The sequence below is a fragment of the Streptosporangium sp. H16 genome (assembly GCF_051918855.1).
Lineage (GTDB): Bacteria > Actinomycetota > Actinomycetes > Streptosporangiales > Streptosporangiaceae > Streptosporangium.
Genome location: NZ_JBPXMD010000002.1, coordinates 142,329 through 167,760, shown reverse-complemented (window position 1 = coordinate 167,760; position 25,432 = coordinate 142,329). Strand labels below are relative to the sequence as shown.

The window sequence follows — 25,432 nt, the reverse complement described above, 5'->3', positions numbered from 1 at the left end:
GGGAAGGTGGGGAGTGACCATGACTCGTGATCTCGTCAGGGGCGCCGAGAGCGGCGTCCTCGCCACCGCGGCGATGAGCGCGGTGATGCTCGCCGGAGACCGCGCGGGTCTCATGAGCGACCAGCCGCCCAAGAGGATCGTCCGCGCCCTGCTGCCGGGCCACAGGCACCGGCCCAAACGGGGAGAGCGGGTGCTGGGCGCGCTCGCCCACTTCGGCTTCGGCGCCGCGGGCGGGGCCGCGTTCGCCCTGCTCTGCGGGGGACGCCGTGCCCCGGTGACGCTCGGGGTGACGTACGGGCTGGCGATCTGGTTCGTCAGCTACCGGGGCTGGGTGCCGAAACTGGGGGTCCTGCCCCCGATCCCCGATGACCGGCCGGGGCGGCAGGCGGTGATGGCCGCCGGCCACGTGGTGTACGGCGCGACGCTCGCTCTCGCGGCGAACGGTCTCCGCCGCGAGACCTGACGGCCCGCACGACACGTGCCGGGTTTCGCGGTGAGCGGTCTCCCCCAGCCCGGGGTCCGGCGGGTTCGGCGGGTTCGCCCACGGGCTCCCGCGGGGCGGTCCACCCCTTCCGTGTCCCTGCCGGGAGGGGACGGGGCGGACCGTCACGCTGATCGCGGAGACGGTGGAACGGTGTGCCCCGCGAAGGGGATCCCGTCCTACGCGCGGTCACCGAGATACTAGGAGGCGGCCACCGAGGCCGAGACCGGCTGCCCGGCCGAGAGCGTCTGCCGCATCGGCTTGCCGACGGTACCGCGCGCCGCGCTGGGGGCTTCCGGCGCCTCCTGGACGTCCGCGGGGTTGATCCGGCCGCCGTGCTCGTCGTGGTGGTCCGCGTCCGCGTCGTCGAACCACACGCCGCCGTCCGCGAGATAGCGGAAGCGGATGGGCTGCCGTGCGGGGACCATCAGGCTCACCTGGTAGGTGCCGTCGTCCCTGCGCTGCATGGGATGGGCATAGGGGTCCCAGTCGTTGAAGTCGCCGACCAGCGAGACTCCTCCGACGGTCGGGCTCTCCGTTATGCTGAAAGTCAGCTTGACCTGGCCGTTCTTGGTCGGCTTACCGCGCTTGATCACTGAAATCCTCCTGACATCACTGTCTCCGTGCGTAACGTGCCGTGATCTTGGTTGCGGAAAGACGTGAAGATCACGCCAACTACCGGATCGCGCCGACATGGACGTGACGCGACCAGGAGGCCGACGCCCAGTCACGGCCGAGCCGTCGATCCATATGGATCGTTACCGCCCGTAGCGGCAGGACAACCCGGACAGACCGATATTTGATCGGCATCACGTCCGACCTTGACCCGGCCATGATGGTTGACCGGCCCTGGCCGGAGGCGGGCGCGCGTCGGCCAGGATGGTGGGGTGAACATAAGGCCGATCTCCCCGTCGTCGCTGGTGGAGGAACTCGCTGACCGGGTGGCCGCGCGACCCCGCGACTCCTGGGTGCGCGTCGCGCTCGACGGGGCTCCGGCGGCGCGGCCGGAGAACCTCGCCGACGCGCTCGCCGGCCCGCTCCGGCTCCGCGGCAGGGAGGTGCTCCGGGTCTCCACCGCCGACTTCCTGCGCCCGGCCTCGCTCCGCTTCGAGTACGGCCGGACCGACCCGGACTCCTTCTACGCCGAGTGGTTCGACTACGGGGGGCTGGCCAGGGAGGTCCTGAGACCGCTCGACCCCGGGCGGTCGGGGAAGGTGCTGCCCACGCTGTGGGACAGCGTCGTCGACAGGGCCACCCGCGCGCCCTACGTCACGGTTCCCCCGGGCGGGGTGCTGCTGCTGGCCGGACCCCTGCTGCTGGGCCGGGGGCTGCCGTTCGAGCTGACCGTGCATCTGCGGCTCTCACCGGGCGCGCTCGCCCGGCGCACCCCGGACGAGCAGCGCTGGACGCTGCCCGCCTACGCGCGCTACGAGGAGGAGGCGACCCCGGCGGAGGTCGCGGACGTGGTCGTCCGCGTCGACGACCCGAGACACCCGGCCCTGGTCACCTTGTCATGACGCGTCTCCGGGCGGAACGGGATCCGGGGCCGGGACGAGGGAGCCGGGCGTGAGGCCGGGCCGGGAGCGCGACGGGGCCGGACGCGGGAGCGGGACGGGGCCGGACGTGGGAGCCGGACGGGAGCGGCGGCGGGGACAGGGGCCGGACGGGCGGGGCAGGAACCCGGACGAGGGTGACGAGCGCACGCGGAGGCAGGACGCGTCCCTCGGACGCGCCCTGCCTCCGATCGTCCAGCGGCGGGGCTACACGCCCGCGCGCGAGGGAATCCTGCCCTCGGTGTCGGTGTACGAGCCGCGGAGCGACTCCTGCTCGATGGAGGACCGCATCTCCTCGCGATTCTCCTCCAGGCGCAGGGCGACTCCCATCGCGAAGAAGGTCGGCGCCCACTCGCCGATGAAGATCCCCCACCGGTCCGCCCGGTCGACTCCCGCCTTCTCCTTCGAGTTCGACGTGAACCACACCGCGACCGACGCGCCGATCGAGGCGAGCCCGGCGACGTACATCATGCTGGACTTCACGCCCATCTTGTGAAGCATATTGATCATTTCATCCCCCTGATGATGGTTCGTTCTTATGGTTACCCCGGGACATCGCGGATAACCGAATGTGACGAACCGCAGGTGGCGCCATCTCCGGGCGTGCGGGTCCCGCCGTCCTATGTCGTCTCGCGCGGTCTCGCGTGGTCGCGCTCGCCCTCCCCGCCGAGGCGTTTGAGGAGGTCCTCGCGCCTGGCTTCGAGCTCGCCGACGAGGATCTCCTGCTCGTCGGCCTGGTTGATCATCATCGACCGCTCGGTGGGGTCGGTGGGGCCGACCTCCCCGACCTGCCTTCGCATGTCGGCGACCTCGGCACGCAGTCTCTCCAGGTCCTCTTCGACCTGCCGCAGTTCTTCCTGAAGGCTCATTTGCTGTCCATACCCCTGCTTTCGGCCTCGACTCCACGGTTCTGGCCGTCTCACCCGGTCCTGCTCACCCGGTCCCGCTCGCCGGTTCCGAGGCCTCGGTGGCCGGGAGGCGCTCCGCGCGGCGGCGGGAACCCGGCAGGCCCGGCCGGTGTACCTCCCGCATGAGAAGAATCCTTTTCCTCCTGGCGTTCATCGTCCCCCTCCTGGCCCTCGGCGCCCCGGCGCGGGCGGGAGGCTGGGCACTCACCGTGATGGACCCGGTCCCGGTGACGAGCCCGGACACGACGTACACTCTCGGCTTCTGGCTGCTCCAGCACGGCACCCACCCGTACGAGGGCGGCGACCTGGGCGAGGTCGCGCTGAAGTTCACCGACGGCACGAGGAGTTTCACGTTCTCCGGCGTGGAGCTGAAGGAGCCCGCCCACTACGCCGCCGCGGTCTCCCTGCCCAAGGGCACCTGGGAGGTGGAGGGGATCCAGGGCTGGTTCGCGCCCCACCGGATCGGCACCCTGACGGTGCCCGGCCGGCTGGAGGTCGCCCCGCTTCCCGAGGACCTCAAGCGGTCGATCGCCGCCCAGCCGCAGCGGGACTACTGGGGCGTGATCCGCCCGCCGGGCGTCCCCGTCGGCGACGGCACTCCCTCCGAGTTCGCCGGCCCCACGCCCGTCGCCACTCCGGCGGCGGCGCCCGCCGGAGGCTCACCGGTGGAGACGACCACCGTCGCGGTCGTGGAGCCGGAAACCTGGTGGCGGCCCCCGTACGTGCCGGCGGCGCTTGTGGGGATCGCCGCTCTCACGGCTCTCGCCTACCGGGTACGGCGACGCTGACCGCCGGGGCGGGTACGGCGGAGTCTCGCGCACGGCCCGGGTCGGTGGAGTCTCGCCCGCGCTCCATGTCAGCGGAGCAGGGATCTCGCCGTCGGCGCAAGGTTCAGCCGCTCGGGAGGAGCGACCAGGCGCGCCGACAGCTCGGGAAGCACTTCCCGTGTCCACCTCGCCGACCGCGCGAGCCGCGCGGCGTGCTCGTCGTGCCGTTCCCGGCTCGCGAAGGCGGAGAACCACACGAAGACGTCCTCGCCGGTCCGTACCGGCAGGGCGGGGTAGGTGTTCTCGGCGTGTTCGGTCCGCAGGCGGGCCAGCGGGGCGGCGCCCGTCTCCGCCAGCAGCGGTGCCACCCGGTCGTCGAAGAACCGGGCGAACTCATCGCCGGGTACGTCCGGGTGGCAGACCGTCGCGGTGAACCACGACGAGGTCGCCTCGTCGCCGGCCGGGGGACCGGCCGTCGCCGCGCCGTCCGCCGAAGGGCGGGCGGCGCCCGACAGGTCGAAGCCCGCTCCCGGGGCCGCCGGGCGGAGCAGCAGGACGTCGTCCGAGTCGATCATCGTCCCGTTGGCCTCGTCGCGGTGGGCCTTCCACACCGGTCCTCCGTAGAAGGCCGCCAGCGCCCCGGCCCGCGACTCCATGTCACGGAACCCGCGCAGCCAGACGAACCTCTCCGGGTCGTCCCGGTCGCGGAACTGGCCGACGACGCGCATGCCCACGGCCTCCTGGGACTCGACGAACTCCCTGTCGAACAGGGTGACCAGGTCGTCCCTCCTGCCGGGGTGCAGCGTGTACCGCCTCAGTTCGAGGATCGGGCAGCAGGTGTTCTCCGCCTGCCCGTGACGGGCGTCGTTCGTCACCGTGGTCGGTCCTTCCCGAAACTGCTCAGTGGTGCCCGCATGCTAGGAGCAGGTCACTGACACCTTGCGTCAGTGACCTGCTCCCGTGGCCGGGCCGCCACCGTCGTGTCCGGCCGGTTCGAGCGCGGAGCCCGTGACACGCGAGGTGTCACGGGCTCCTTCGCCGCCAGTCGTATTCCCGTCAGTCGTCGTCCTGGTCGTCGTCGGTGTCGTTGGCGTCATCAGTGTCGTCGGTGTCGTCGGCGGCCCGCTCGGCGGCGGTCTCGGTCTCCTGGTCCTGCTCCAGGATCGCGCCGCTGGTGGCGTCGATGTCGAACTCGTGCTCGACGTCACCCTCGAGGAGCTCGATCTCCCAGCTGGTGGGAGTCTCGTCGCCGTCGAACTCGGCCTTGACGAGCTTGGCGCCGGGCGCCTTGTCCTGAGCGATCTTGATGGCCGCGTCCCGCTTGACCTTGGCCTCCGCCTCGCCGGGCGCGGGGGTCGCGGGAGTGGTCCGGGTCCCGGGCGTCTCGGTCACCGGTGCGGGAGTCGTCGCCGTACCGCTGGGGGCCGGGGTGGGCGTCGCGGTTCCGGCGAAGGCTACTGCGCCGCCTCCGGAGACGACGGCGAGAAGTCCGGCGGCGGCGATGGTGAGTTTCGTCGTGTTTCGCATGTCCCCAAGCCTGCCGGGGCTCCCGTTAGCGGCACGCTGCGGAAACCCTAAAGGCAGGTTAAGGCCGTCGAGCGGTTCCGGTTCCCTGTCCTCCCGTACCCGCCTCGGTGCGATCCGTCGCCGAGGACCGCACGGGAAGACAGGGAGATGACCGCAGGAACATCACGAATGGGGTCTTGCCGAAGTGCGGTCAGAGGATCACTGTCGGAGCAGGGGGGTTCCAACCCTGGAGGATCGCCATGACTGAAGTCACCCGGTCCCATCCGCTCGGAGTCAGCCGCCCGGATCTCGCCGTCGCGGACCTGCCCGAGCCCGAGGAGGTCTTCGGAGTCTCCCGGCTCGGCAAGAAGGAGTTGTTCAAGTACGCCGTCGGTCCCAGCCTCATCGCGCTCGGCATCTCCATCGGCAGCGGCGAGTGGCTGCTGGGGCCGCAGGCCGTCGGTCAGTACGGGTTCGTCGGGGTGGGCTGGGTCATCCTGGTCTCGGCCATCCTGCAGACCTTCTACAACGTCGAGTGCTCGCGCTACGTCGTGGCCACCGGTGAGACACCGGTGGTCGGCTGGGGGCGGGTCCCGCCCGGCTTCCGGCTCTGGGTGCCGCTCTCGGTCTTCGTCGTCATCTTCGCGTTCATCGCCGGAGGCTGGGCCGCCGCCGCCGGGCAGGGCGTCTACGCGCTCGTCCACGGGGAGGTCGCGCCCGCCGGAGCCGAGGAACCCCGGCTGTGGGCGATCGGCCTGCTCCTGCTCGTCTTCGTCATCACCGCCGCCGCCCGCAAGATCAGCCGGGCCCTGGAACTCGCCAACTGGGGCATGATCGGCGCGATCCTGGTCGCGCTGCTGGTCGTCGACCTGTTCGTGGTGCCGTTCGAGATCTGGTGGGACGCGATCCGCGGTTTCGTCACCCCCGCGGCGCCACCGGCGGGGATCACCGCCACCCAGCTCGGCGGGCTGGCCGGGTTCACCGCGCTCGCCTCCGGGCTGAACTGGTACGTCATGGGCCACTACCGCGACAAGGGCTACGGCATGGGCTACCGGACCGGGTTCATCGCCGGGATGCGCGGGCCGAAGAGCGAGCTGCTGGCCAGCGGCGTGACCTTCCCGGACGACGCCGCCAACGCGGGCCGCTGGCGCCGCTGGTACCGCCTGCTGCTGGTCGACATGTGGGGCGTCTTCTTCGTCGGGGCCGTCCTCGGGATGCTGCTGCCCACCATCCTGATGTCCAGGGCGGTCGAGCTGTCCGGCGAGCGGCCGACCCAGGAGAACGTCCCGACGTTCGTGGCGAGTGCCCTGGGCGACGAATACGGCCAGGCCATGTTCGTCGGCGCGCTGATCCTGGGAGTGCTGATCCTCTTCTCCACCCAGCTCGGCATCTTCGAGGCGATGGTCCGGGTGGTGACCGACGCCGCCCACGCCACCAGCCCCCGGCTGCGGGTGCTCATCGAGGGCGATCCCCGCAGGTTCTACTACCCGTTCATGTTCGGGCTGCTGGTGGTCATCGCCGTCGTGCTGCACCTGGCACTCCCGGTGAGCCTGGTGCAGTGGTCGGCCAACATGTCCAACCTGGGCGCGCTGATCTATCCGTTCATGCTCATGTACCTCAACGCCAGGTTGCCCCGCCCGGCACGTCCCCGCTGGTGGCACTACGTGATCCTGGTGCTGAACTTCCTGTTCTTCGGCTTCTTCTTCGTCAACTTCATCGCCGACTTCATCGGCGATCCGCTGGTCACCTTCTGACCCCTCCCGAGCCCGCCGATCCCTTCCCGAGCCCGCCGATCCCTCTCCGGTCCGGCCGCTCCTGTCCTGGCCGGTCATGTCCCCGTGTCCCCCCGTCCCCCCGTCCCCCCGTCCCCCCGTCCCCGCGTCCCCGTGCCGGACCTCCGTCGCGGGGACGCGGTGCGACGGCGGGGGAGGACGGCGGTGAAGGGGGCGGGTGACGTCGGCTGAACCCGGCACGCCGATCCTGCGTACCTGCTGGCGAAAGCGACCTCGAAACCGGTGGCGCGAGGCTGGACCCGAGCTGTGGTCCCGGCTCGCGGCCGGGCGCGATCCGCCGTCGTGCCCGCACGCCCTCGATGACGCGGACCTCCACGCTGGAAGGATTGGGATGGACGACATCACGGCCTCCGTCGGGACTCTTCGCCCCCGCTCCGGGGCCTCGTGCCCCCCGTGGTGCGAGCGCGAGCACTCCACCACGTACGTCACCCACGCGGCCGACATCGCCGAGTTGCGCAACCCCGACGGGTCCACGGTGACCGTCACGCTCTCCCAGCACGTCCAGCCGGGGTACGTGGGGGAGCAGGTGGTGCGCGTCTACACCTGCCTCGGTGAGGAGACCGGCATCGCCGACCTGTCGCCGGACTCCGCCGAGGCGGTCGGGCGCTCGATCGTCTCCTTCTCGCCTGACGGATCCATGCGCGCGTACGGGCTCGCCCTGCAACGCGCCGCCGCCCACCTGCTGCTTCCCGGGCTGGAGGTGCCCGGTGACGGGGCGGACGCGGCGAGGCCGGTCAAGGTGCCCGGCCGGTCCTCCGCCGAGTCGCCCTCGCAGGAGAAGCTGTTCAGGATCGCGTTCCTGTCCGGCTATCTCAACATGACGAGGGCGCCGGAACCGTTGAGCGGTGGCGTGGTCGAGCGCCGTCTCAGCCGGGTGCTGTCGCCGAGGGAGATGAGCGAGCTGTGCGACATCGTGCGCGGCATGTTGTCGCGCCGTGCCGCCGCGAGCCGGGGAGCCTTCCGCGGCGACGCGCGCGGCGACATGCGCGAGGACACGTACGATCTCGCGTCGGGGCTGTAGCGCCGGGTGACCTCGGGTCGGGACCCGTGGAGACGAGAGGTTTCGCGCCGGGACAGTGGCGTTGAGCGACCTCGCGCCGGGACCGTGGCGCCGAGGGGTTTCGGATGTGGTTCGCCGGGCGGGAAAGCGGCGGGAAGGAGATTTGTCTCGGTATGCACTTGCGGTTGCAAGTGCATACGCAAGTGCTTGTGCAACGGAGCTGTGCGAAACGCGTTGTATATGTGAAACTGTGGCACCGTAGAAAGGTGCGACAGGGAGCCCACATGGCCAGACAGACCGCGGAAGACAGCGGCGAGCAAGGTGGCGTTCTCGCGTACGCGGGCGGTGGCGGCCCCACCATCCTGCGAATTCTTCTGGGAGCCCAGCTGCGGAGGCTGCGCGTCGCCAGGGACATCACTCGCGAGCAGGCCGGTTACGCCATCCGCGCCTCCCACGCCAAGATCAGCCGGCTGGAGCTCGGGAGGGTCGGCTTCAAGGAACGCGATGTCGCGGACCTGCTGACGATGTACGGGGTGACCGATACCGAGGAAAGGGCCCCGCTGCTCACGCTGGCCCGCCAGGCCAACGCCCCCGGCTGGTGGCACAAGTACGGAGATCTGCTCCCCAACTGGTTCGAGGTCTACGTCGGGCTCGAAGAGGCCGCCTCGATCGTCCGGACCTACGAGGTGCAGTTCATCCCCGGCCTGCTGCAGAGTCCCGAATACGCGCGGGCCGTCATCATGCTCGTGCACGGCGGCGCCGCCGCGGACGAGGTCGACCGCCGCGTCGCGCTCCGCATGGCCCGTCAGGAGCGCCTGACCAGGCCGGACGCCCCGACGCTCTGGGCCGTGATGGACGAGGCCGTGCTGCGCCGGCCCATCGGCGGGCCCCAGGTGCTGCGCGCCCAGATCGACCACCTGCTCGACGTCGTCGAGATGCCCAACGTCAGGCTGCAGATCATGCCGTTCGATCGGGGCGGTCACGCCGCGGCCGGTGGCCCGTTCTCCATCCTGCGCTTCCCCGAGCGGGACCTGCCCGACGTGGTCTACATGGAGCAGCTGACGAGCGCCCTGTACGTGGACAAGCTCGAGGAGACCGACCACTACATGCAGGTCATGGACCGCCTGTGCATCCAGGCGTACTCCGTCTCCGAGAGCAAGGGGTTCCTGCGCGACCTCCGCGAGGAGCTCTCGGGCTGACCGGGCTGACCGGGCTTGGCATGGTTTCACGGGAATTGCGATGTCTGATGACTGGAAGCTGACTGGTCCAGTTATCAGGTGAAATATCGGTTCATGATCTAAAGGTGTCGGTCGCTCGTCTACCATGCGGGAAAGACGTGGTGAAGGCGAGGACATGACTGAGCACGAGCAGGCTCCGCCGGGAATCGACCCTGCGGTCCCGAGTGTGGCCCGTATGTATGACTACTACCTGGGCGGCAAGGACAACTTCGCCTCCGACCGGATCGCCGGTGAGAAGATCGTTGAGCTTGTCCCCAACGTCAAGGACGTGGCGCGCTCCAACCGCGCCTTCCTCGGGCGCACCGTGCGGCATCTCGTCGCCGCGGGGATCCGCCAGTTCATCGACATCGGCACGGGTCTGCCGACGCAGGAGAACGTGCACCAGGTCGTCCTGCGCGAGGCGCCGGACTCCCGGATCGTGTACGTCGACAACGATCCCATCGTGCTCGTCCACGCCCGCGCGCTGCTCGCCGACAACGCGCAGACCATCGTGATCCCCGGGGACCTGCGGGAGCCGGAGGCGATCCTCGACCACCCGGACGTCCGCGAGCGCATCGACTTCGACCAGCCGGTCGCCGTCCTCATGGTGTCCATCCTGCACTTCGTCGCCGACGACGAGGAGGTCTCCGGCATCGCCGCCTCCTTCGGGAAGCGGCTGGTCTCCGGCAGCCACGTGGTGATCTCCCACGTCACCTCGGGGGACCTCACCGAGGAGCAGGTCCGCCAGGGCCGCGGCGTCTACGGCACGACCACCGCGGGCGGCATCTTCCCCCGTACCCTCGCCCAGATCCGCGGTCTGTTCGACGGGCTGGAGATGCTCGAACCCGGCCTGGTGCCCGTCTACGACTGGCGGCCCGACTCCGGCGACGTCGTCATCCCGCCGGGAGCCGGAGCCGTCACCGTGGGTGCCGTCGGGCGCGTCCCGTAGGACGTCCACCCCCGTCCGCGGTCCTCCCGGGGAGCGCCGACGAGGATCCCCGGGGCGCACGGACGGCGACCCCCGGGCGCGGGCGTCCAAGACACCGAGACCTCGCAACCGGACGGGGCCGCGGCCGTCCGAGACACCGGGACCTCGCAACCGGACGGGGCCGCGGCCCCGCCGGCGCCCCGGCTCCCTCAGGCTCCCCTCGGCCGACACCGGGCCGGGAAACGGTGAACCCGCCGGAGCCGGTGAGCGTATCTGAAGGATGTTGACACATTCGCGCCAGACCGGTGTCGCCAGGAACGCCCGGGTGGTCGCCACGGTGATTCTCGCCCTGTCCTTCTCCCTCGCCTGCAGCGCGGACCAGCCCGTGAGCTCCCCCGCCGCCGCGGCCGGGATCGCGGCCCCCGCGGGCCCGCCCCCAACCGTCGAGCAGCTCGCCAAGAAGGTCGACTGCAAGCCCCGGATCCAGGTCGACGCGGTCGACATCCGGACGGGAGCCTGCAAGACCTCCGTCGGCCAGTTCTTCATCAGCACCTTCGTCACCCAGTCCGGCAAGGACCAGTGGATGGACCAGGCTCCGGAGTACAACCCGCACCTGGTCGGGGAGCTGTGGACCGTGCTCGGCGCCAGGAAGGTCCTGGACGAGTTGCGCGTGACGCTGGGCGGAGACCTGCACCTGACCGACCACCGGGTGACCCCGACCCCCACGCCGCCCGCCGGGTGACGAGCGCGGCCGGCCCGCGCCGGGCGAACGCGCCCGGCGCGGGCCGGGGCCGCGGCACGTCCGGGCACCGCCCGCCGGGGCACCGCTTGCTATAGCGGTGCTAGATATGCGAGCGGCATTATTGCTAGCGAGGATCGGCTCGATAGCGGTGCTAGCATCTGCGGGATGTCCACACAGGAGCGCCGCGAGCGCGAGCGGGCGCGACGCCATCGGCTGATCGTGACGGTCGCTCGCGAGCTGGCCGAGGCCGAGGGATGGGAGGCGGTCACGACGCGCCGTCTCGCCGAGCGTATCGAATACAGCCAGCCGGTCCTCTACAGCCACTTCGCGGGCAAGGACGCCATCGTGGCGGCCGTCGCCCTGGAGGGCTTCGCCGAGCTCGCCGCCGAGCTGGGCAAGGCCCGCGCGACGGCCGGTACCCCGCGCGAGGCGCTCGCCGCCCTGATCCACGCCTACGCCGGGTTCGCCCGCCTGAACCCGTCGCTGTACGACGCCATGCTCACCCTCGCCGTCGACCTGCCCTTCGGCCGTCCCGACACCCCCGCCCCGCTCCAGGCCGCCTTCACCGAGTTCCGCGAGGTGATCGCCGCCTTCGCCGCCGGCCGCGACACCGGCATCCTGGCCGAGGTCGCCTGGGGTTCCGTGCACGGTCTCGTCACCCTCACCCGCAGCGGCCGTCTTCCGGCGGACCACCACGAGCGACGGCTGGCGATGCTGATCGACCAGCTCGCCGCGTCCGCCGGCCGGCGGTAGTCCCTCGGCTCCCCCTCGCCCGGTGCCGGTGGTCTCGCGCACGCGTTTCCCGCCGGGTTCCCGGGTCCTCAGGGAGGGCGAACTTTATCCCCGAATGAAATAGATACGGCATTGCCTGCTGATTCGCCGGTCCGTAGCATCCGTCCCATGTCCATCACACGTGAGTTCGCCTACGCATCGCCCTCGCGTCCCGCTGACGGCGAGTGCGTGTGGTATCGCTCCAAGGGCGATCTCTACGACCTGATTCGCACGGGCAGCAACGGAGATTTCCGCTATCACATCTTCCACGCCCGCGACGGCCGCTATCTCCAGGCCTTCGCCTCCTGGCAGGACGGCCTGGAATGGATCAAGGAGCGGGTCGAGGACGAGTAGCGCGGTCCGGCCGGGATCCGCGGCCCCGATACTCGCCGCGCCGCACGCGGAACTCCGGGGCGGAGCTGGATCCTGGACGCCTTCCCGCGGGCCCGGACATCCGGGGCCGGTGCCTGCCGGGACGGGGAGTCAGGGCACCAGGCGCAGCGCGGGGCGCTGGTCGGGCAGGTCGAGCAGCTCGCGCACCCGGGAGACGGGCCAGGCCAGCTGGGCGGCGAGTCGCGCCATGGTGAGGCCGGTCTCGGAGACGGCCAGGTCGAAGGCCCTGCGCAGCAGCACGGGCTGCTCGCCGGGATAGCCGCTGATCGGCTCGGCGGCGAAGCCCGGCTGGTCGCGCAGCGTCTTGAGCCGCTGGTAGGCGCGGCTCGCCGCCGAATCGGAGATCAGGCCGACCTCGCGGCAGCGGTACAGCAGGGAGTCGACCGACACGCCCCAGGTGTGCTTGAGCTCGACCAGCCTGCGCAGGTCGAGGCGGCCGGGCAGCTCCGGCAGGATGCTGTCGCGCGGGGTCAGGAACTCGGCGGCGAAGACGTCGGCCTCCCGCTCCTGCTGGGTGTCTCCTGACGCGGTGTCGCCGTGCAGCACCAGGTGCCCCAGCTCGTGGGCGGCGGTGAAGCGGTAGCGGTGGATGTCGTCGAACCGGTTGGCGGTCAGCACCACGATCGGACGGGGCAGCTGGGAGGTGGAGAAGGCGTCCACCGTGGTGGCGTCCTCGTCGGGCGGCGGGAGGACCACGACGATCCCGTGAGCCTCCATGTGCCGGACGATGTGCGACAGCGGGCCGGTGCCCAGCCCCCAGAGCCGCCGCAGGGCGCGGGCGGCCTGGGCGGGGTCGCTGGGAAGCTCCACGCCGGAGTGGACCTCGCCGCCGGAGAAGCCGGGGAGGGCGACGTGCGGCAGCCTGACCTGCCTCTCCAGGGCGTGGGCCAGCTCCCACACCTGCTCGACGAAGGCCGCGGCCTTGGCCCGCTGGTGCGCGCGGGTGGAGCGCAGGCTCCTGAAATGCGCCATGGACCCGTCCAGCTTGCCGTGCGGCCGGCCCAGCAGGAAGAACGCCGGAGGTACGCCGAGCGCGTCGGCCAGGCGGGGAACGAGGTCGGGCCGGGGACGGGTCATGCCCGTCTCGTACTGCCCCACCGCCGCGGGAGTGACGCCGATCCGTTCGGCCAGGTCCTTCTTGGTCATCCCCGCGAGCTGTCGCGCCTGGGTCAGCCGCCCCTGGTCGAACGCGTCCGCCACGGCCTGCGGGCTCGGCCCGCCGCTCCCGGAGACGCCGGGAGCGCCGAACGGAGGGGGCTGGTTACGGTTGCTCATTGTCGCCGGTGACCACGGTTTCCTCGGGTGCCTCGCTGCTTACGGGGAAGATCTTGCCACTCTTCCGCTCGGCCGGAGACCTCGTGCTCAACGCGAGGGCGGGTACGAGGCCGTCGTCGAAGCGTGACGCGGCACCGGGATCGGCCGTCCACAGGCCACGGACGGCACCGGGAGAGGCGGCGGGCAGCGGGATCGGCTCGTGGTGCAGCCACCGGATCCTGCCGAACTCGTCGATGAGTTCCGCCTCGCCCCAGTAGAGCCGCAGCAGGCCGGCCTGCGCGTTGCCCGCGTAGGCGACCGGGACCAGCCGGGTGTCGCCGGGCAGCCCGGTGAGGGCGGGACGCACCGTGGCCGGCCCGTCCGCCCCCGCGGACAGGTCCAGCTCCTCCTGGGCTGGCTGGGCGGACTCCTCCCCGAGCGCCAGGTCCAGCTCCTCCTGGCGGTAGGAGGTCGCCGGGCCGAACCGGTCGAACAGCTCGCGCACCAGCGAGGAGATCCGGCCGTCGCTGACGCGGGCCTCGGAGATCGGCGTGCGGTCGTCCTCGGCGTAGCGGAAGGGCAGCAGCAGGTTGCCGCCCAGGACCACCAGGTGGTGCGGCGAGCCGTGCGGCCTGACCAGCTGGAAACCCGGCTCGTCGCGCAGCCCCTCGGCGATCGCCTCGTAGCGCCTGGCCATCATGGTGAAGCCGTAGGTGTACCGCTTGTCGCTGTGCCCGGAACTCTGCGCGTCCTGCGCGTTGCCCATCGCCTCCAGCAGCGACGCGGCCAGCCGCCCGCGTACGGCGTCGGCGCGGTCGCCGAACCGCTCGCTCGCCCAGCTCGACACCCGGTCCGCCCCCTGGCCGGGCACCCGGCCCGGCCTCGTCAGGCCCGGTCCCTCCCGGGACGGCTTCGGGGACGACTCCTGGGACGGCAACGACGACCCCGCGCCCATCGGCGACCTCCGCTCGGACTTCGTTCCGTGCCGGGCGATCGTCGCCGACACTTCATTTCCGCGCATCATACTCCCGCCGAAGCTCTAGTTGATGTTGCGCGCCTCTCGTGTCGCGGGCCGGCAGGGGCGAGGATTAGGGGTAGGGGGTGAGGAGCCGGGGGGTAAATGAACTGTGAACTGTCGGTGGGACAGGCAATGATTGCTCCCATCATGGTCATCTCCCCGTCCCTCCCGTTCACCGCCACGACGTCCCCGAGCGGCGACATCGTGGTCTTCTACGTCGGCACCGAGCCCCGCATGACACCGGAGCAGGCGCTCGCGTTCGCCGACATGCTCCGTGACCTCGCGACCGGCGTGCGACGTCCCGTCCTGGCCGTAACGTCGGCCGGCGCGCATCAGCTGTCCTGATCGAGGCCTCACCGGGTCCTGGCCGGGTGTTCACCGGTCCTGGCCGGGTGCTCGCCCGTCCCCGCTCGTTCTCGCTTCCCCTCGCCTGTCCTGGCCGGCCCCCGGCCCCGGACGGGCGAGGGTTCCCGCGCGTCCGGACCCTGACCTCGGGTGGGACCGGAGTGCGCCATGGTCGCGCCGCGGATATTCGTGGCAATCCCTTTCACTCTCCGTGGTCATTGCGTAACGTTCTGGCTGGCGAGGCTTCCGGAGGGCAGGCCGTCTCGCCGATCCGCCCACCCGCTACTCCGTCGCGGTCCCGGCGTCCGATGCCCAGGGCGTTCCCGAAAGCGTCGAAGTCAGATATGGAAGGACAGAACATGCAACCCTTCGAGCTCCCTGACTTCTACCTGCCGTATCCGGCCAGGCTGAACCCCCACGTGGAGACCGCGCGCGAGCACACCAGGGCCTGGGCGTACGACATGGGCATCCTCGACCCCGAGCTCGGCATCTGGGACGAGCACAAGCTCGACGCCATGGACTACGGCCTGCTGTGCGCCTACACCCACCCCGACGCCCCCGCCGCCGAGCTCGACCTCATCACCGACTGGTACGTGTGGGTGTTCTTCTTCGACGACCACTTCCTGGAGACCTTCAAGCGCAGCGGCGACCTGACCGGGGCCAAGGAATACCTCGACAGGCTGGCGGTCTTCATGCCGGTGCATCCCACGGGCCCGCCCCCCGAGCCGGAGAACCCGGTGGAGCGTGGCCTCGCCGACCTGTGGGCCCGCACGATCCCGGCCATGTCCGCCGACTGGCGGGCCAGGTTCGTCGAGAGCACGAAGAACCTCCTCGACGAGTCCCTGTGGGAGCTGGCCAACATCAACGCGGGACGCGTCGCCAACCCGATCGAGTACGTCGAGATGCGGCGCAAGGTCGGCGGCGCCCCCTGGTCGGCCAACCTGGTCGAGCACGCGGCGGGCGCCGAGGTGCCGGCCGCCGTCGCCGCGAGCAGGCCGATGCGCGTGCTGAGAGACACCTTCTCCGACGCGGTGCACCTGCGCAACGACCTCTTCTCCTACGAGCGGGAGGTCGGCGAGGAGGGCGAGCTCAGCAACGGCGTGCTGGTCTTCGAGCGCTTCCTGGGCTACGACACCCAGCGGGCCGCCGACGCCGTCAACGACCTGATCACCTCCCGGCTGCACCAGTTCGAGAACACCGTTCTCACCGAGCTGCCCCCGCTCTTCGAGGAGCACGGCCTGGACCTGAGGTCCCGCCTCGACGTCCTCGCCTACGTCAAGGGGCTCCAGGACTGGCAGTCGGGCGGCCACGAGTGGCACATGCGCTCCAGCCGCTACATGAACGGGGCCTCGCGGGCGGCCCCGGTGGCCCCGGCCCTGCTCGGCGGGCCGACCGGCCTGGGCGTCTCGGCGGCGCGCATCAGGCTGGCGCCCGGCATCACGGGGCCGGGGGGCCTCAGAAGCCACACCCACGTCCCCCTCCGGAAGGTGGGGCCGCTGCCGCTGCCCGAGATCTACATGCCGTACACCGCCCGGATGAATCCCCACCTCGACGCCTCCCGCCGCAACGCCGTGGAATGGGCGCGTGAGATGGGAATGTTCGAGCAGCTCCCCGGTTTCCCCGGCCTGGCCGTCTGGACCGAGCACAAGCTCGACGCCTACGACTTCGCCATCTGTGCCGGCGCCATCAATCCGGACGCCCCCGGTCCCGAGCTGGACATCTCGACGTTCTGGCTCACCTGGGGAACCTACGCCGACGACTACTTCCCGGTCGTGTTCGGGCCGCGCCGCGACATGGCGGGCGCGAAGGTGTTCAACGAGCGGCTGTCGGCGTTCATGCCGCTGGACCTCTCCGCCACCCCGCCGCCGGTCAACCCGATCGAGCGGGGCCTGGCCGACCTGTGGTTCCGTACGGCGGCCCCCATGTCGGAGGCCGCGCGCGCCAGGTTCCGCCGGGCCGTCGAGGACATGACGGAGAGCTGGCTGTGGGAGCTGGCCAACCACATCCAGAACCGGGTCCCCGACCCGGTCGACTACATCGAGATGCGCCGCAGGACCTTCGGCTCCGACCTCACGATGAGCCTGTCGCGGCTGGCCCACGGCCAGGCGGTGCCGCCCGAGATCTACGACACCCGGACGATGCGCGGCCTGGACGACTCGGCGGCCGACTACGCCTGCCTGGTCAACGACCTCTGCTCGTACCAGAAGGAGATCCAGTTCGAGGGCGAGCTGCACAACTGCGTCCTGGTGGTCCAGGACTTCCTGAACTGCGACGCGCGGCAGGCCGCCGACATCGTCAACGACCTGATGACGTCCCGGATGCGGCAGTTCGAGCACATCGTCGCCACCGAACTCCCGGCTCTCTTCGACGACTTCGACCTCGACGGGGAGGCCAGGGAGACGCTCAACGGATACGTGGCGGAGCTGCAGGACTGGATGGCCGGCGTGCTGCTGTGGCACATGAAGACGCGCCGCTACGACGAGTCCGAGCTGCACCACCCGCCCGCGACGGTCCGCCCGGTCGGCGCCCCCACCGGTCTCGGCACCGCGGCCGCGCGCGCCGGATCGCCGCTACGGGTGGTGCCGGCTCCGCTCCCCTGACAGGGCGGGGGTCCGGGGCCGGGGCCGTCCCGATGTCTCCCGGGCGGGGCCGGCGCGGCCGGTGGGCGAGGGCGGCCTTGCCGGCTCACTGTCCCTGTCGGCTCGCCGGCCTTCTGGAAGGTCGCGGCTGTCCGCCTGCGAGGTCAGCGCACTCGCCGCGTTCTGAAGTCGTACCTGCGCGGCCTGGCTCGCGGCGGTGCCTGCGCCCGCGGTCGCGGTTCCGCCTCCGCCTCGGGTTCCGTCTCCGGTTCCACCTCTGGCTCCGTCTGCGCCGGCGGCTCCGCCCTGATCTCGGGGATCGCCGGCGCGGTGACGACCTCCGCGCGCGGCTCGCCGACGGGTCGCCGCGTGGTCAGGTCGATGACCGTGCCGTGACCGCTGGTCGTGGCGTGCGAGGCGGCGAACAGGATGAGCACGTTCACCAGCTTCAGGAACAGCAGCATGCCCACCGCGCCCGCGACGACCTGGTACGCCGGGCTCGCGGAGCTGAAGTTGAGATAGACCTGTCCGATCGTCTTCAGCAGTTCCAGCCCGATGGTGATGACCAGGGCCGGTCCGATCACCCGACGTGGCGACAGGCGCAGTCGAGGGGGCAGCGTCAGCAGCGCCATCGACAGCAGGAGGTTCACGCAGATGCCGAGCACGAAGGCGACCGCGGACAGCGCCCACCGCGTCGGCAGTGCCTCGACCCCGACCGTCTGCCCGGCCAGCCAGGTCAATGCGGTCTGGGCGCCGAAGGACAGGGTCAGCGAGACCGACAGCAGCAGGCCGAGCGTGACCAGTACGGCCAGGTCGATCAGCCACCGGAGGAAGAAGTCGCCCGGATACTGCTCCAGGCCCCAGACCGCCCGCATGGAGGAACGCATCGAGTCGATCCAGAACAGGCCGGTCAGCGGGAGGCCGAACGAGGCGATCACCCCGGCCGTGTCCCGCGCGTCGCGCAGGGCCTGCACGTCCAGCCGCGGGAACGTGTCGCTCAGGTAGCCCTCCACCTGAGCGATCGCGGCGGGCGTGTCCAGCACGTGACCCATGATCACGAAGGCCAGCAGGGCCAGCGCGAAGATGGCGTAGAACGCGTAGTAGGTCATGCCCGCGGACAGGCGGCCCGCGTCGGTGCGGTCGTAGTGGACGGCGGCCCGGACAAGGTGGTCGAACCAGCCGCACCGGTGCCGCATCGCGGTCCATGCTCTGACGAACCCGCTGGTCCATCGGCTCGCCCCGGGGGTGGCCTTCATGACGGCGCACTCTACCCCCAAGCGGGTGTTTCACCGCTTGTGAACCGGCCGATCATGGTGACATCCGGAGTGACGCGGCTCGCCGTCGCTACCAACCGCCACGAGAGAGCGGGTTCTGGCCCACTTTCGATGATCAGCTACTCAGGGTGAGCTCGGCGAGGGAATCCTGACGCTGCTTCTCTTTGTCGCGATCTTGTGATGGGCCCCTCCGTCACTACCGGATTTGTGCCGGAGGCGTTTGGTTGACAGACCCTCGCGGTCAGGTACGGCGGGCGGCCCAGACGGTGCGTTCGGTGCGTACCGTCAGGTCGTCGCGGCGCAGGATGCTGTGCGGGCTGCTGACGTCGAGGAGCTGGGCGAGCGCGGTGAGGTCCTCGGGGGAGAGCCTGTCGGCGATGACTCTGTGGATGCGCCGTAGGACCCCGAGAGCGTAGCGGCCGATCGCTTTGCTGCGGTCGCCTTCGATGTTCACGGCGATGGTGCGTTCGTCTTCGACGATGAAGCCGGCGGCGGTCAGCATCGGGCCCCAGTCGGCGCCGCGGTGGGGCATGTGTTCGGCTTGGCGGCGGTCGGCTGCGGCGTGGACGCGCTCTTCCAGGCCGGGCCGGTCCTTGGGGGCGCCCTCGGGCAGGAAGCGGGGGTGGCCGGCCAGTTCGACGACGGCGAACAGGCCGCCGGGCGCGAGCGTGTCGTGGACGGTGCGCAGTGCGCGCTCGGGGTGGGCCATGTGGTGCATCGAGGCCGATGCCCAGATCAGGTCCGGTGAGCCGAGGTCGGGCCAGGCGGCTTCATCCAGGTCGGCCTGCACGGTGCGCACGCGTTTCTCGGCGCCGCGGACGCACGCCTTGGTGCGCAGGCGCCGAAGGTGTTCGATGGACGTGTCGACGGCGGTGACGTGCGCGTCGGGGAAGCGGTCGAGAAGGGCGAAGGTGCCCGCGCCCGTGCCGCAGCCCAGGTCCACGATCTGACGCGGGCTTGCCTTCACCGGCAGCCATGCGGTGATGGAGGCTGTGTGCTCGGCGAGGACCTCGGCGTCCAGGTCGAGGATCTCCGCCTGGCCGCTGGTGTCCTGCTCGTGGTGGTGGCCGTGCGAAGCACCGTGGTGGGGGGTATGCGTATGTGTTTGGTTCATGCTCTTCACATTAGGAGCGCTATGCGCCAGAGGCGTGACATCTTGCCGTTTGCGCAAGAGGATGGTCGCGGGTCCTGCCTGGCGCGCAAGAGGTCACTGATGCGGAGCCGGTCGTGCGACTCGCGCCGTCATCCGGGAGAGCCTTGAGCGTCGCCGCCGCCGTCGTCGCGCTGGTGGCCGCGGCGGGCGTCATGGTCGAAGAGGCCCAAGATCTCGCAGGGCCCGCCCTCGGCGCCGATCGCGTGCGGCATCATCGTGGGGAACTCGGCGGCCTGGTTGGTCTCGACGCGGAAACGGCGCTGGCCAAGTAGGAGGATCGCGGTGCCGGACAGCACGACGAGCCACTCGCGCCCCGGATGGGCGCGCATGCGGGCGGGGTTGTCGGGCGGGGGGTCGGTCAGGCGCTGGCGCACCACGCTCATGCCGGGGTCGGCCTTCAGTGCCCAGCGCATCCGGCCGTGGGTGCTGTCGATCATCGGGCTGGTGATGACGTCGTCGGTGGCGGTCTCCACGAGCTGATCCAGCGTGGTGTCCAGGGCGCGGGCGAGGGTGACCAGCTGGTCCAGTGCGAGGCGGCGCTGGCCGTTTTCGATACGGCTCAGTGAGGACTGACTGAGGTGGGCGCGGGTGGCCAGTTCCTCCAGTGACCAGCCCTGTGCCACCCGCAGCGCGCGGATGCGTTTGCGCACAAGGCTGTCCAGCTCTCCACTTTCTTGCGTCATAGGCAACATTGTATGCCTTGGATGCAAGGCGGGGTTAGCGTCGTGTGCAAAGGGTCCGCACCGTCTGGGACCACGCACGACGAAAGAGCAGGAGGACATGGCTGTGACGACTTCTCCGTACGCGAGCGACGCACTGCCCGGTGGGACCGTTGACGCAGTAGTGATCGGCGGGAGCGCCGCAGGGCTGAACGGCGCTTTGATGCTGGCCCGCTCCCGCCGCTCGGTCGTCGTGATCGACAGCGGCTCCCCGCGCAACGCGCCGGCTGCGGCCATGCACGGCTTCATCGTGCTGGACGGCATCCCACCGCACGAGATCCTTCGGCGGGGCCGCGAGCAGGTGCGCCAGTACGGCGGGCGCGTCGTCTTCGGCGAGGTGACCTATGCCGCCCCGGCCGCCCCGTCAGCCGACGGGGACCTGCGTTTCACCCTCACCCTGGCCGACGGCCGCGGCATCACCGCGCGCCGCCTCCTGGTGGCCACCGGTCTGCGGGACATGCTGCCCGAGGTCCCCGGCCTCGAGCAGCACTGGGGACACGGTGTGGTGCACTGCCCGCACTGCCACGGCTGGGAGGTGCGCGATCAGCCCATCGGCGTCCTCGCCACCGGCCCGGCCTCCGTCCACCACGCGCTCCTGTTCCGCCAGTTGACCAAGGACCTGACCTACTTCACCCACGGCACTCCCCTGGACGGGGACACCCGCACGCGCTTGGCCGCCCGCGGCATCCGCATCGTCGACACCCCGGTGCGGGAGGTCGTCAACCGCGAGGACGGCACCCTCGCCGGGCTGCGCCTGACGGACGGGCAGGTTGTGGCCCGCCGCGTCCTTGCGGTCGCCACGCGGATGCAGGCCCGCACCGAGGGCCTGGACGGTCTGAAACTGCCGATGGAGGACCTGCCCGACACCATGGGCCGCCGTTTCGTCTCCGGCACGGCCGGCACCACCGAGGTGCCGGGCGTGTGGGTGGCGGGCAACGCCACCGATCTCTCCGCCCAGGTCGGCGCCTCCGCCGCGGCCGGTGCCCTGGCCGGTTCCCACATCAACGCCGTGCTGGCCGCCGCAGACACCGACGCCGCGCTCGCCGCAGCACGGGACGAGACGCCCGCCCCCTGACATCCCCTTGGGGCCCGGCCGCCCGGCCCGACCCGCCCTGCGTCCGCCAGGCCCCACCCACCCCTTTCACCCGCCGGCCGGCCCTGCCCGGCACCGGCTCGGCATGCCCATTTTGTGAGGAAATCATGAGTACACCCCAGCCCCGGCAAGCCGCACCGGCCAGTGGCGAGGACATGCCGGACGCGCGTCAGCTGCGTACGGTCCTGATCGCCGTCTCCCTCGCGCTGATGTCGGTCATCGCCTCGGTGTCCGGGCTGAACGTCGCGCAGACCCACATGGCCGTGGAGTTCAGCGCCTCGCAGAGCACGGTCCTGTGGATCATCAACATCTACACCCTCGCCCTCGCGGCGCTGCTGCTGCCGCTCGGCGCCATCGGAGACCGCCTGGGCCGCAAGCCCATGCTCCTCGCCGGGCTGGGCGTCTTCGGCGTCGCCACCGTTGTCTCGGCCCTGGCCCCGACGGCGGAGGTGATGCTCGCCGCGCGCGTCGCCAGCGGTATCGGCGCCGCGATGGTCATGCCGGTCACCCTCGCCGTCATCACCTCCACCTTCCCCGAAGAACAGCGCGCCAAGGCGATCGGCGTGTGGACCGGTGTCGCCGGCGGCGGCGGCATCCTGGGCATGTTCCTCTCCGCCCTCCTCGTCGACGTCGCCACCTGGCGCTGGCTGTTCGCTCTGCCGGTGGCCTTGATCCTCGTGGCCCTGGCCATGACCCTGAAGGCGGTTCCCAACTCCCGCGAGACCTCGGCCCACCACTTCGACAGCGCCGGCGCACTGCTCTCCACCCTCGCCGTGACCGGCCTCATCTTCGTCCTGCAGGAAGGCCCCGAACGCGGCTGGACCGCCCCCGCCACCCTGATCAGCCTCGCCGTCGGCTTCCTCGCCGCCGTCGGCTTCGTGGCCTGGGAACTGCGCCGCCGCGACAGCGCACTGCTGGACGTGCGGCTGTTCCGCGAGCGCGGCCTGAGCAGCGGCTCGATCACGCTGCTGGTGGTCTTCGGTGTCCAGGCGGGCATCGGCGTGGTCCTCTTCCCGTACTTCCAGGCCGTGCTCGGCTGGTCCGGGCTGCTGTCCACGGCCGCCATGATGCCCATGGCCGTCATGATGATGGCCACCTCCGGCCTGGCCCCCAAGCTCGCCGCGGGAATCGGTTCCCGCTCCACCATGGCGGCAGGCATCGCGCTGGCCGGACTCGGTCTCACGCTCATGGCCCTGTTCGTCTCCGTCGAGGGCGGCTACCTGTCCATCCTGCCCGGACTGCTCGCCATGGGACTGGGCATGGGCCTGTCGATGACCCCGTCCACCACTGCCATCACCGCCTCCCTGCCGCGCGCCGAGCAGGGTGTGGCCTCCGCACTGAACGACGTCACCCGCGAGTTCGGCACCGCACTCGGCGTCGCTCTGCTCGGCGCGCTGCTGGCCAACGGCTACCGCGGCGCCATCGACGACCGGCTGCACGGCATCCCCCAGGGAACCGCGGACACCGCGCGCCAAGGCGTCGCCAACGCCGTCGAAGCGGCCGGCAACGCCGGCCCGCGCGCCCAGGACCTGCTCCACGCAGCCCAGCAGTCCTTCGTCGACGGCTGGCAGCAGGCCATGTGGGCAGGAGCCGCCGTCATGGGCGTCCTGTTCGTCTACATCGCCTTCCGCGGCCCCAGGAACACGACTCCCGCGGTCACGGACGAGACAGAAGCCCCCGAGGCCGTCGCCGCCCGATGACCACGCAGGAACCGGGCGCACAGCGAAGACCTCTCGTGTCCTCGTGGCCGGCACACAGGACCCGACGGCGCCCCGCATCCGCGGCCCGAGCGCGGAGAAGGCCGACGAGCAGCCCAAACGGTCAGCGCCGCGGCGAACTCTCGTGGCAGTTGGCAGCTCGCCGTCGCCCCCGGACACGGGCCCCGGCTCCGGTCCGATCCACAACGAGCCGACAAAGGTGTCGTTCTGCCGTAGCGCGAGACGCGATTAACCGTATAGAAATACGTCACCACTTCGTTTAAGGCTTGACGTAAGCGCGGCGGCGGCGAGAGAGCGCTCTCTCGGCATCCCGGTGACGTCACGCCGCCCGTTCTCGATAGGCAGGTCGATGAGAACAGCTCGTGACCAGGATGGACGCGCGACGTCGCGCGCACGCAGAGGCATCTCCTCAGTCCGTTTCCTCGCGCTGGCCACCTCGGTGGCGGCGCTCACCGCCACGGGGCTGGTGTCCGTGGCGAGCCCCGCCGCCGCGCATCCTGGCGGGGCACCAGATTTCGGGCCCAACGTCTTCGTGTACGACCCGTCGACACCCGCCACCCAGATCCAGGCCAAGCTCGACGAGATCTTCGCGCAGCAAGAGAACAACGAGATGGGCACGAACCGGTACGCGGTGCTGTTCAAGCCGGGCCGCTACGACGTCAACGCCAAGCTCGGCTACTACACCACCGTCGCGGGGCTCGGCCGGTCGCCCGACGACGTCGACATCAACGGCGCGGTGCGGGTCGTCGGCCGGCCCGACCCGAGTTCCGAGGCGGGCATCTCCGCGCTCACCAACTTCTGGCGCTCCGCGGAGAACCTGTCCGTGACGCCGACCGACTGGTCGAACCAGTGGGCGGTGTCGCAGGCCTCCCCGATGCGACGGGTCCACATCCGCGGCACCCTCTGGCTGGAGCCGGGGAACGGCGGCTTCTCCAGCGGCGGGTACATCGCCGACTCGAAGATCGACGGGGTCACGATCAACGGCTCGCAGCAGCAGTGGCTGACGCGCGACAGCCAGCTCGGCGACGCCTGGACCAACGGCGTCTGGAACCAGGTGTTCTCCGGCGTGGTAGGCGCCCCCGCGGAGGGCTTCCCGAACCCGCCCTACACGACGCTGCCCACCAGTCCCGTGACGCGGGAGAAGCCCTTCCTGTACGTCGACGACGCGGGCGCCTACCGGGTCTTCGTCCCGGCCCTGCGCCGCGACACCTCGGGCACGACCTGGGCCGACGGTCAGCAGCAGGGATCGTCGCTGCCGATCCGCGACTTCTTCATCGCGAAGCCGACCGACAGCGCGAGCAGGATCAACCAGCAGCTGTCGCGCGGCAAGCACCTCCTGCTCACCCCGGGCGTCTACCACCTCGACCGGGCGCTGCGCGTCAAGCACAAGGACACGGTCGTGCTCGGCCTGGGCATGCCCAGCCTGGCTCCGGACACCGGCGACGCGGCACTGCGGATCGAGGACGTGGACGGCGTCCGGATCGCGGGCGTGCTCGTCGACGCCGGGCGGCGCGAGTCCGAGGCGCTCGTCGAGGTCGGCGACCGTCACAGCCGCCGGGACCACTCCAGGAACCCGATCTCGCTGCAGGACGTCTTCTTCCGCATCGGCGGACCCTGGGTGGGCAAGGCGAAGACGAGTCTCGTGATCAACAGCGACGACACGATCGTCGACAACATCTGGGCGTGGCGCGGCGACCACGGCAACGGGATCGGCTGGACGCAGAACACGGCCGACACGGGCGTCGTGGTCAACGGCGACGACGTGACGGCGTACGGGCTGTTCGTCGAGCACTACCAGAAGTACCAGACGATCTGGAACGGCGAGAGAGGCCGGACGATCTTCTACCAGAGCGAGATCCCCTACGACCCGCCGAGCCAGGCCGCCTGGAACAGCCCGACCGGCAAGGGCTGGGCCTCGTACAAGGTCGACCGCAGGGTGCGGAACCACGAGGCGTGGGGCATGGGCGTCTACTCCTTCTTCAACCAGGGGGTGGACATCCGCGCGGACCGCGGCATCGAGGTCCCGAGGACGCCGGGGGCCAGGTTCCACAACATGGTCACGGTCTTCCTCAACGGCAGCGGCGGCATCGAGCGCACGATCAACGAGGCGGGCACTCCCGTCGTCGGCTCGTACGGGACGAGCAACGTCGTCAGCTATCCCTGACCTGACCCACTCTCCGCGGACCCCGTGCCGACCGTCCGCCGGCGCCGACCCGGATC

25 protein-coding genes are annotated in these 25,432 nt (G+C 70.8%); 15 read left to right on the top strand and 10 right to left on the bottom strand.

Translation table 11 applies throughout. The annotated features are described in order from the left end of the window. The first annotated feature begins 19 nt into the window (after positions 1 to 19). Entirely contained in the window at positions 20 to 463 is a 444-nt protein-coding gene (locus ACTOQ2_RS03770) for a DUF6789 family protein (protein WP_440098265.1), read from the top strand. Between the two features lie 218 nt (positions 464 to 681). Here ACTOQ2_RS03770 and ACTOQ2_RS03765 read toward each other — a convergent pair whose 3' ends face one another. Continuing rightward, positions 682 to 1,077 (bottom strand): isoamylase early set domain-containing protein, encoded by a 396-nt coding sequence (locus ACTOQ2_RS03765; protein ID WP_440098264.1) that lies wholly within the window; start codon positions 1,075 to 1,077, stop codon positions 682 to 684. A 291-nt stretch (positions 1,078 to 1,368) separates the two neighbouring features. Here ACTOQ2_RS03765 and ACTOQ2_RS03760 point away from each other — a divergent pair, with 291 nt between their 5' ends. Further along, entirely contained in the window at positions 1,369 to 1,998 is a 630-nt protein-coding gene (locus ACTOQ2_RS03760) for a uridine kinase (protein WP_440098263.1), read from the top strand. A gap of 243 nt (positions 1,999 to 2,241) precedes the next feature. On the opposite strand, the gene ACTOQ2_RS03755 is transcribed toward ACTOQ2_RS03760, so the two are convergent. Both ACTOQ2_RS03755 and ACTOQ2_RS03750 read right to left on the bottom strand, forming a co-directional pair. Further along, positions 2,242 to 2,544, bottom strand: a complete 303-nt coding sequence (locus ACTOQ2_RS03755) for a hypothetical protein (protein WP_440098261.1) — start codon at positions 2,542 to 2,544, stop codon at positions 2,242 to 2,244. 110 nt (positions 2,545 to 2,654) lie between these two features. Next, positions 2,655 to 2,903 (bottom strand): hypothetical protein, encoded by a 249-nt coding sequence (locus ACTOQ2_RS03750; RefSeq protein ID WP_440098259.1) that lies wholly within the window; start codon positions 2,901 to 2,903, stop codon positions 2,655 to 2,657. Between the two features lie 161 nt (positions 2,904 to 3,064). On the opposite strand from ACTOQ2_RS03750, the gene ACTOQ2_RS03745 reads away from it, so the two are divergent. Then, on the top strand, positions 3,065 to 3,730 hold the full coding sequence (locus ACTOQ2_RS03745; RefSeq protein ID WP_440098257.1) for a hypothetical protein: 666 nt from the start codon (positions 3,065 to 3,067) through the stop codon (positions 3,728 to 3,730). A 68-nt stretch (positions 3,731 to 3,798) separates the two neighbouring features. Here ACTOQ2_RS03745 and ACTOQ2_RS03740 read toward each other — a convergent pair whose 3' ends face one another. Together ACTOQ2_RS03740 and ACTOQ2_RS03735 are read right to left on the bottom strand one after the other, a co-directional pair. Further along, positions 3,799 to 4,584: an NIPSNAP family protein gene (locus ACTOQ2_RS03740; protein WP_440098255.1), complete on the bottom strand. Its 786-nt coding sequence runs from the start codon at positions 4,582 to 4,584 to the stop codon at positions 3,799 to 3,801. Positions 4,585 to 4,765: 181 nt separating this feature from the next. After that, positions 4,766 to 5,236, bottom strand: a complete 471-nt coding sequence (locus ACTOQ2_RS03735; protein WP_440098254.1) for a PepSY domain-containing protein — start codon at positions 5,234 to 5,236, stop codon at positions 4,766 to 4,768. A 239-nt stretch (positions 5,237 to 5,475) separates the two neighbouring features. Between ACTOQ2_RS03735 and ACTOQ2_RS03730 the strand changes: the two genes are divergently transcribed. From ACTOQ2_RS03730 to ACTOQ2_RS03700, 7 genes are all read left to right on the top strand, one after another. After that, complete coding sequence (locus tag ACTOQ2_RS03730) at positions 5,476 to 6,969, top strand: Nramp family divalent metal transporter (protein WP_440098252.1); 1,494 nt, start codon at positions 5,476 to 5,478, stop codon at positions 6,967 to 6,969. 370 nt (positions 6,970 to 7,339) lie between these two features. Next, complete coding sequence (locus tag ACTOQ2_RS03725) at positions 7,340 to 8,029, top strand: hypothetical protein (RefSeq protein WP_440098251.1); 690 nt, start codon at positions 7,340 to 7,342, stop codon at positions 8,027 to 8,029. Positions 8,030 to 8,292: 263 nt separating this feature from the next. Beyond that, positions 8,293 to 9,207, top strand: a complete 915-nt coding sequence (locus ACTOQ2_RS03720; protein ID WP_440098250.1) for a helix-turn-helix domain-containing protein — start codon at positions 8,293 to 8,295, stop codon at positions 9,205 to 9,207. A 154-nt stretch (positions 9,208 to 9,361) separates the two neighbouring features. Beyond that, positions 9,362 to 10,174, top strand: coding sequence for an SAM-dependent methyltransferase (locus ACTOQ2_RS03715; RefSeq protein ID WP_440098248.1), 813 nt, complete (start codon positions 9,362 to 9,364; stop codon positions 10,172 to 10,174). 259 nt (positions 10,175 to 10,433) lie between these two features. After that, complete coding sequence (locus ACTOQ2_RS03710) at positions 10,434 to 10,895, top strand: hypothetical protein (protein WP_440065840.1); 462 nt, start codon at positions 10,434 to 10,436, stop codon at positions 10,893 to 10,895. A 165-nt stretch (positions 10,896 to 11,060) separates the two neighbouring features. Further along, positions 11,061 to 11,648, top strand: coding sequence for a TetR/AcrR family transcriptional regulator (locus tag ACTOQ2_RS03705; protein ID WP_440098247.1), 588 nt, complete (start codon positions 11,061 to 11,063; stop codon positions 11,646 to 11,648). 147 nt (positions 11,649 to 11,795) lie between these two features. Further along, positions 11,796 to 12,020, top strand: a complete 225-nt coding sequence (locus ACTOQ2_RS03700) for a hypothetical protein (RefSeq protein WP_440065842.1) — start codon at positions 11,796 to 11,798, stop codon at positions 12,018 to 12,020. A 129-nt stretch (positions 12,021 to 12,149) separates the two neighbouring features. Here ACTOQ2_RS03700 and ACTOQ2_RS03695 read toward each other — a convergent pair whose 3' ends face one another. Continuing rightward, a complete protein-coding gene (locus ACTOQ2_RS03695) occupies positions 12,150 to 13,334 on the bottom strand; it encodes a helix-turn-helix domain-containing protein (RefSeq protein WP_440065843.1) in 1,185 nt (394 codons plus the stop codon). Beyond that, positions 13,321 to 14,319, bottom strand: coding sequence for a hypothetical protein (locus tag ACTOQ2_RS03690; protein WP_440098245.1), 999 nt, complete (start codon positions 14,317 to 14,319; stop codon positions 13,321 to 13,323). Before ACTOQ2_RS03690 ends, ACTOQ2_RS03695 begins: the two co-directional genes overlap by 14 nt. A gap of 144 nt (positions 14,320 to 14,463) precedes the next feature. Between ACTOQ2_RS03690 and ACTOQ2_RS03685 the strand changes: the two genes are divergently transcribed. Both ACTOQ2_RS03685 and ACTOQ2_RS03680 read left to right on the top strand, forming a co-directional pair. Continuing rightward, positions 14,464 to 14,676 (top strand): hypothetical protein, encoded by a 213-nt coding sequence (locus ACTOQ2_RS03685; protein ID WP_440098244.1) that lies wholly within the window; start codon positions 14,464 to 14,466, stop codon positions 14,674 to 14,676. A gap of 359 nt (positions 14,677 to 15,035) precedes the next feature. Then, positions 15,036 to 17,276 carry a family 2 encapsulin nanocompartment cargo protein terpene cyclase gene (locus tag ACTOQ2_RS03680; RefSeq protein ID WP_440098243.1) on the top strand — a complete coding sequence of 747 codons (2,241 nt, stop codon included), beginning with the start codon at positions 15,036 to 15,038 and terminating at the stop codon, positions 17,274 to 17,276. A gap of 143 nt (positions 17,277 to 17,419) precedes the next feature. On the opposite strand, the gene ACTOQ2_RS03675 is transcribed toward ACTOQ2_RS03680, so the two are convergent. The 3 genes from ACTOQ2_RS03675 to ACTOQ2_RS03665 all read right to left on the bottom strand — a co-directional run bounded on the left by ACTOQ2_RS03675 (position 17,420) and on the right by ACTOQ2_RS03665 (position 20,365). Beyond that, the gene (locus ACTOQ2_RS03675; RefSeq protein ID WP_440098242.1) at positions 17,420 to 18,511 is read right to left on the bottom strand and encodes a YihY/virulence factor BrkB family protein; all 1,092 of its coding nucleotides are present in this window, start codon (positions 18,509 to 18,511) and stop codon (positions 17,420 to 17,422) included. 259 nt (positions 18,512 to 18,770) lie between these two features. Beyond that, entirely contained in the window at positions 18,771 to 19,643 is an 873-nt protein-coding gene (locus tag ACTOQ2_RS03670; RefSeq protein WP_440098241.1) for a class I SAM-dependent methyltransferase, read from the bottom strand. A gap of 128 nt (positions 19,644 to 19,771) precedes the next feature. After that, positions 19,772 to 20,365, bottom strand: coding sequence for a helix-turn-helix domain-containing protein (locus tag ACTOQ2_RS03665; protein WP_440065849.1), 594 nt, complete (start codon positions 20,363 to 20,365; stop codon positions 19,772 to 19,774). Positions 20,366 to 20,468: 103 nt separating this feature from the next. Here ACTOQ2_RS03665 and ACTOQ2_RS03660 point away from each other — a divergent pair, with 103 nt between their 5' ends. The 3 genes from ACTOQ2_RS03660 (at position 20,469) to ACTOQ2_RS03650 (ending at position 25,376) form a co-directional block, all read left to right on the top strand. Next, positions 20,469 to 21,476: an NAD(P)/FAD-dependent oxidoreductase gene (locus ACTOQ2_RS03660; RefSeq protein WP_440098239.1), complete on the top strand. Its 1,008-nt coding sequence runs from the start codon at positions 20,469 to 20,471 to the stop codon at positions 21,474 to 21,476. A gap of 125 nt (positions 21,477 to 21,601) precedes the next feature. Next, entirely contained in the window at positions 21,602 to 23,194 is a 1,593-nt protein-coding gene (locus ACTOQ2_RS03655; RefSeq protein WP_440098238.1) for an MFS transporter, read from the top strand. 367 nt (positions 23,195 to 23,561) lie between these two features. Beyond that, the gene (locus tag ACTOQ2_RS03650) at positions 23,562 to 25,376 is read left to right on the top strand and encodes an adenylyl cyclase (protein WP_440098237.1); all 1,815 of its coding nucleotides are present in this window, start codon (positions 23,562 to 23,564) and stop codon (positions 25,374 to 25,376) included. The last annotated feature ends 56 nt before the right edge of the window (positions 25,377 to 25,432 follow it).

Bases quoted from the DNA above. Each gene is read 5' to 3' on its own strand.
- ACTOQ2_RS03705 (WP_440098247.1), top strand. From the start codon at position 11,061: ATGTCCACACAGGAGCGCCGCGAGCGCGAGCGGGCGCGACGCCATCGG.
- ACTOQ2_RS03710 (WP_440065840.1), top strand. From the start codon at position 10,434: ATGTTGACACATTCGCGCCAGACCGGTGTCGCCAGGAACGCCCGGGTG.
- ACTOQ2_RS03675 (WP_440098242.1), bottom strand. From the start codon at position 18,511: ATGAAGGCCACCCCCGGGGCGAGCCGATGGACCAGCGGGTTCGTCAGA.
- ACTOQ2_RS03745 (WP_440098257.1), top strand. From the start codon at position 3,065: ATGAGAAGAATCCTTTTCCTCCTGGCGTTCATCGTCCCCCTCCTGGCC.
- ACTOQ2_RS03700 (WP_440065842.1), top strand. From the start codon at position 11,796: ATGTCCATCACACGTGAGTTCGCCTACGCATCGCCCTCGCGTCCCGCT.
- ACTOQ2_RS03735 (WP_440098254.1), bottom strand. From the start codon at position 5,236: ATGCGAAACACGACGAAACTCACCATCGCCGCCGCCGGACTTCTCGCC.
- ACTOQ2_RS03770 (WP_440098265.1), top strand. From the start codon at position 20: ATGACTCGTGATCTCGTCAGGGGCGCCGAGAGCGGCGTCCTCGCCACC.
- ACTOQ2_RS03755 (WP_440098261.1), bottom strand. From the start codon at position 2,544: ATGATCAATATGCTTCACAAGATGGGCGTGAAGTCCAGCATGATGTAC.
- ACTOQ2_RS03670 (WP_440098241.1), bottom strand. From the start codon at position 19,643: ATGAACCAAACACATACGCATACCCCCCACCACGGTGCTTCGCACGGC.
- ACTOQ2_RS03665 (WP_440065849.1), bottom strand. From the start codon at position 20,365: ATGACGCAAGAAAGTGGAGAGCTGGACAGCCTTGTGCGCAAACGCATC.
- ACTOQ2_RS03725 (WP_440098251.1), top strand. From the start codon at position 7,340: ATGGACGACATCACGGCCTCCGTCGGGACTCTTCGCCCCCGCTCCGGG.
- ACTOQ2_RS03680 (WP_440098243.1), top strand. From the start codon at position 15,036: ATGCAACCCTTCGAGCTCCCTGACTTCTACCTGCCGTATCCGGCCAGG.
- ACTOQ2_RS03655 (WP_440098238.1), top strand. From the start codon at position 21,602: ATGAGTACACCCCAGCCCCGGCAAGCCGCACCGGCCAGTGGCGAGGAC.
- ACTOQ2_RS03715 (WP_440098248.1), top strand. From the start codon at position 9,362: ATGACTGAGCACGAGCAGGCTCCGCCGGGAATCGACCCTGCGGTCCCG.
- ACTOQ2_RS03750 (WP_440098259.1), bottom strand. From the start codon at position 2,903: ATGAGCCTTCAGGAAGAACTGCGGCAGGTCGAAGAGGACCTGGAGAGA.
- ACTOQ2_RS03720 (WP_440098250.1), top strand. From the start codon at position 8,293: ATGGCCAGACAGACCGCGGAAGACAGCGGCGAGCAAGGTGGCGTTCTC.
- ACTOQ2_RS03730 (WP_440098252.1), top strand. From the start codon at position 5,476: ATGACTGAAGTCACCCGGTCCCATCCGCTCGGAGTCAGCCGCCCGGAT.
- ACTOQ2_RS03650 (WP_440098237.1), top strand. From the start codon at position 23,562: ATGAGAACAGCTCGTGACCAGGATGGACGCGCGACGTCGCGCGCACGC.
- ACTOQ2_RS03695 (WP_440065843.1), bottom strand. From the start codon at position 13,334: ATGAGCAACCGTAACCAGCCCCCTCCGTTCGGCGCTCCCGGCGTCTCC.
- ACTOQ2_RS03685 (WP_440098244.1), top strand. From the start codon at position 14,464: ATGATTGCTCCCATCATGGTCATCTCCCCGTCCCTCCCGTTCACCGCC.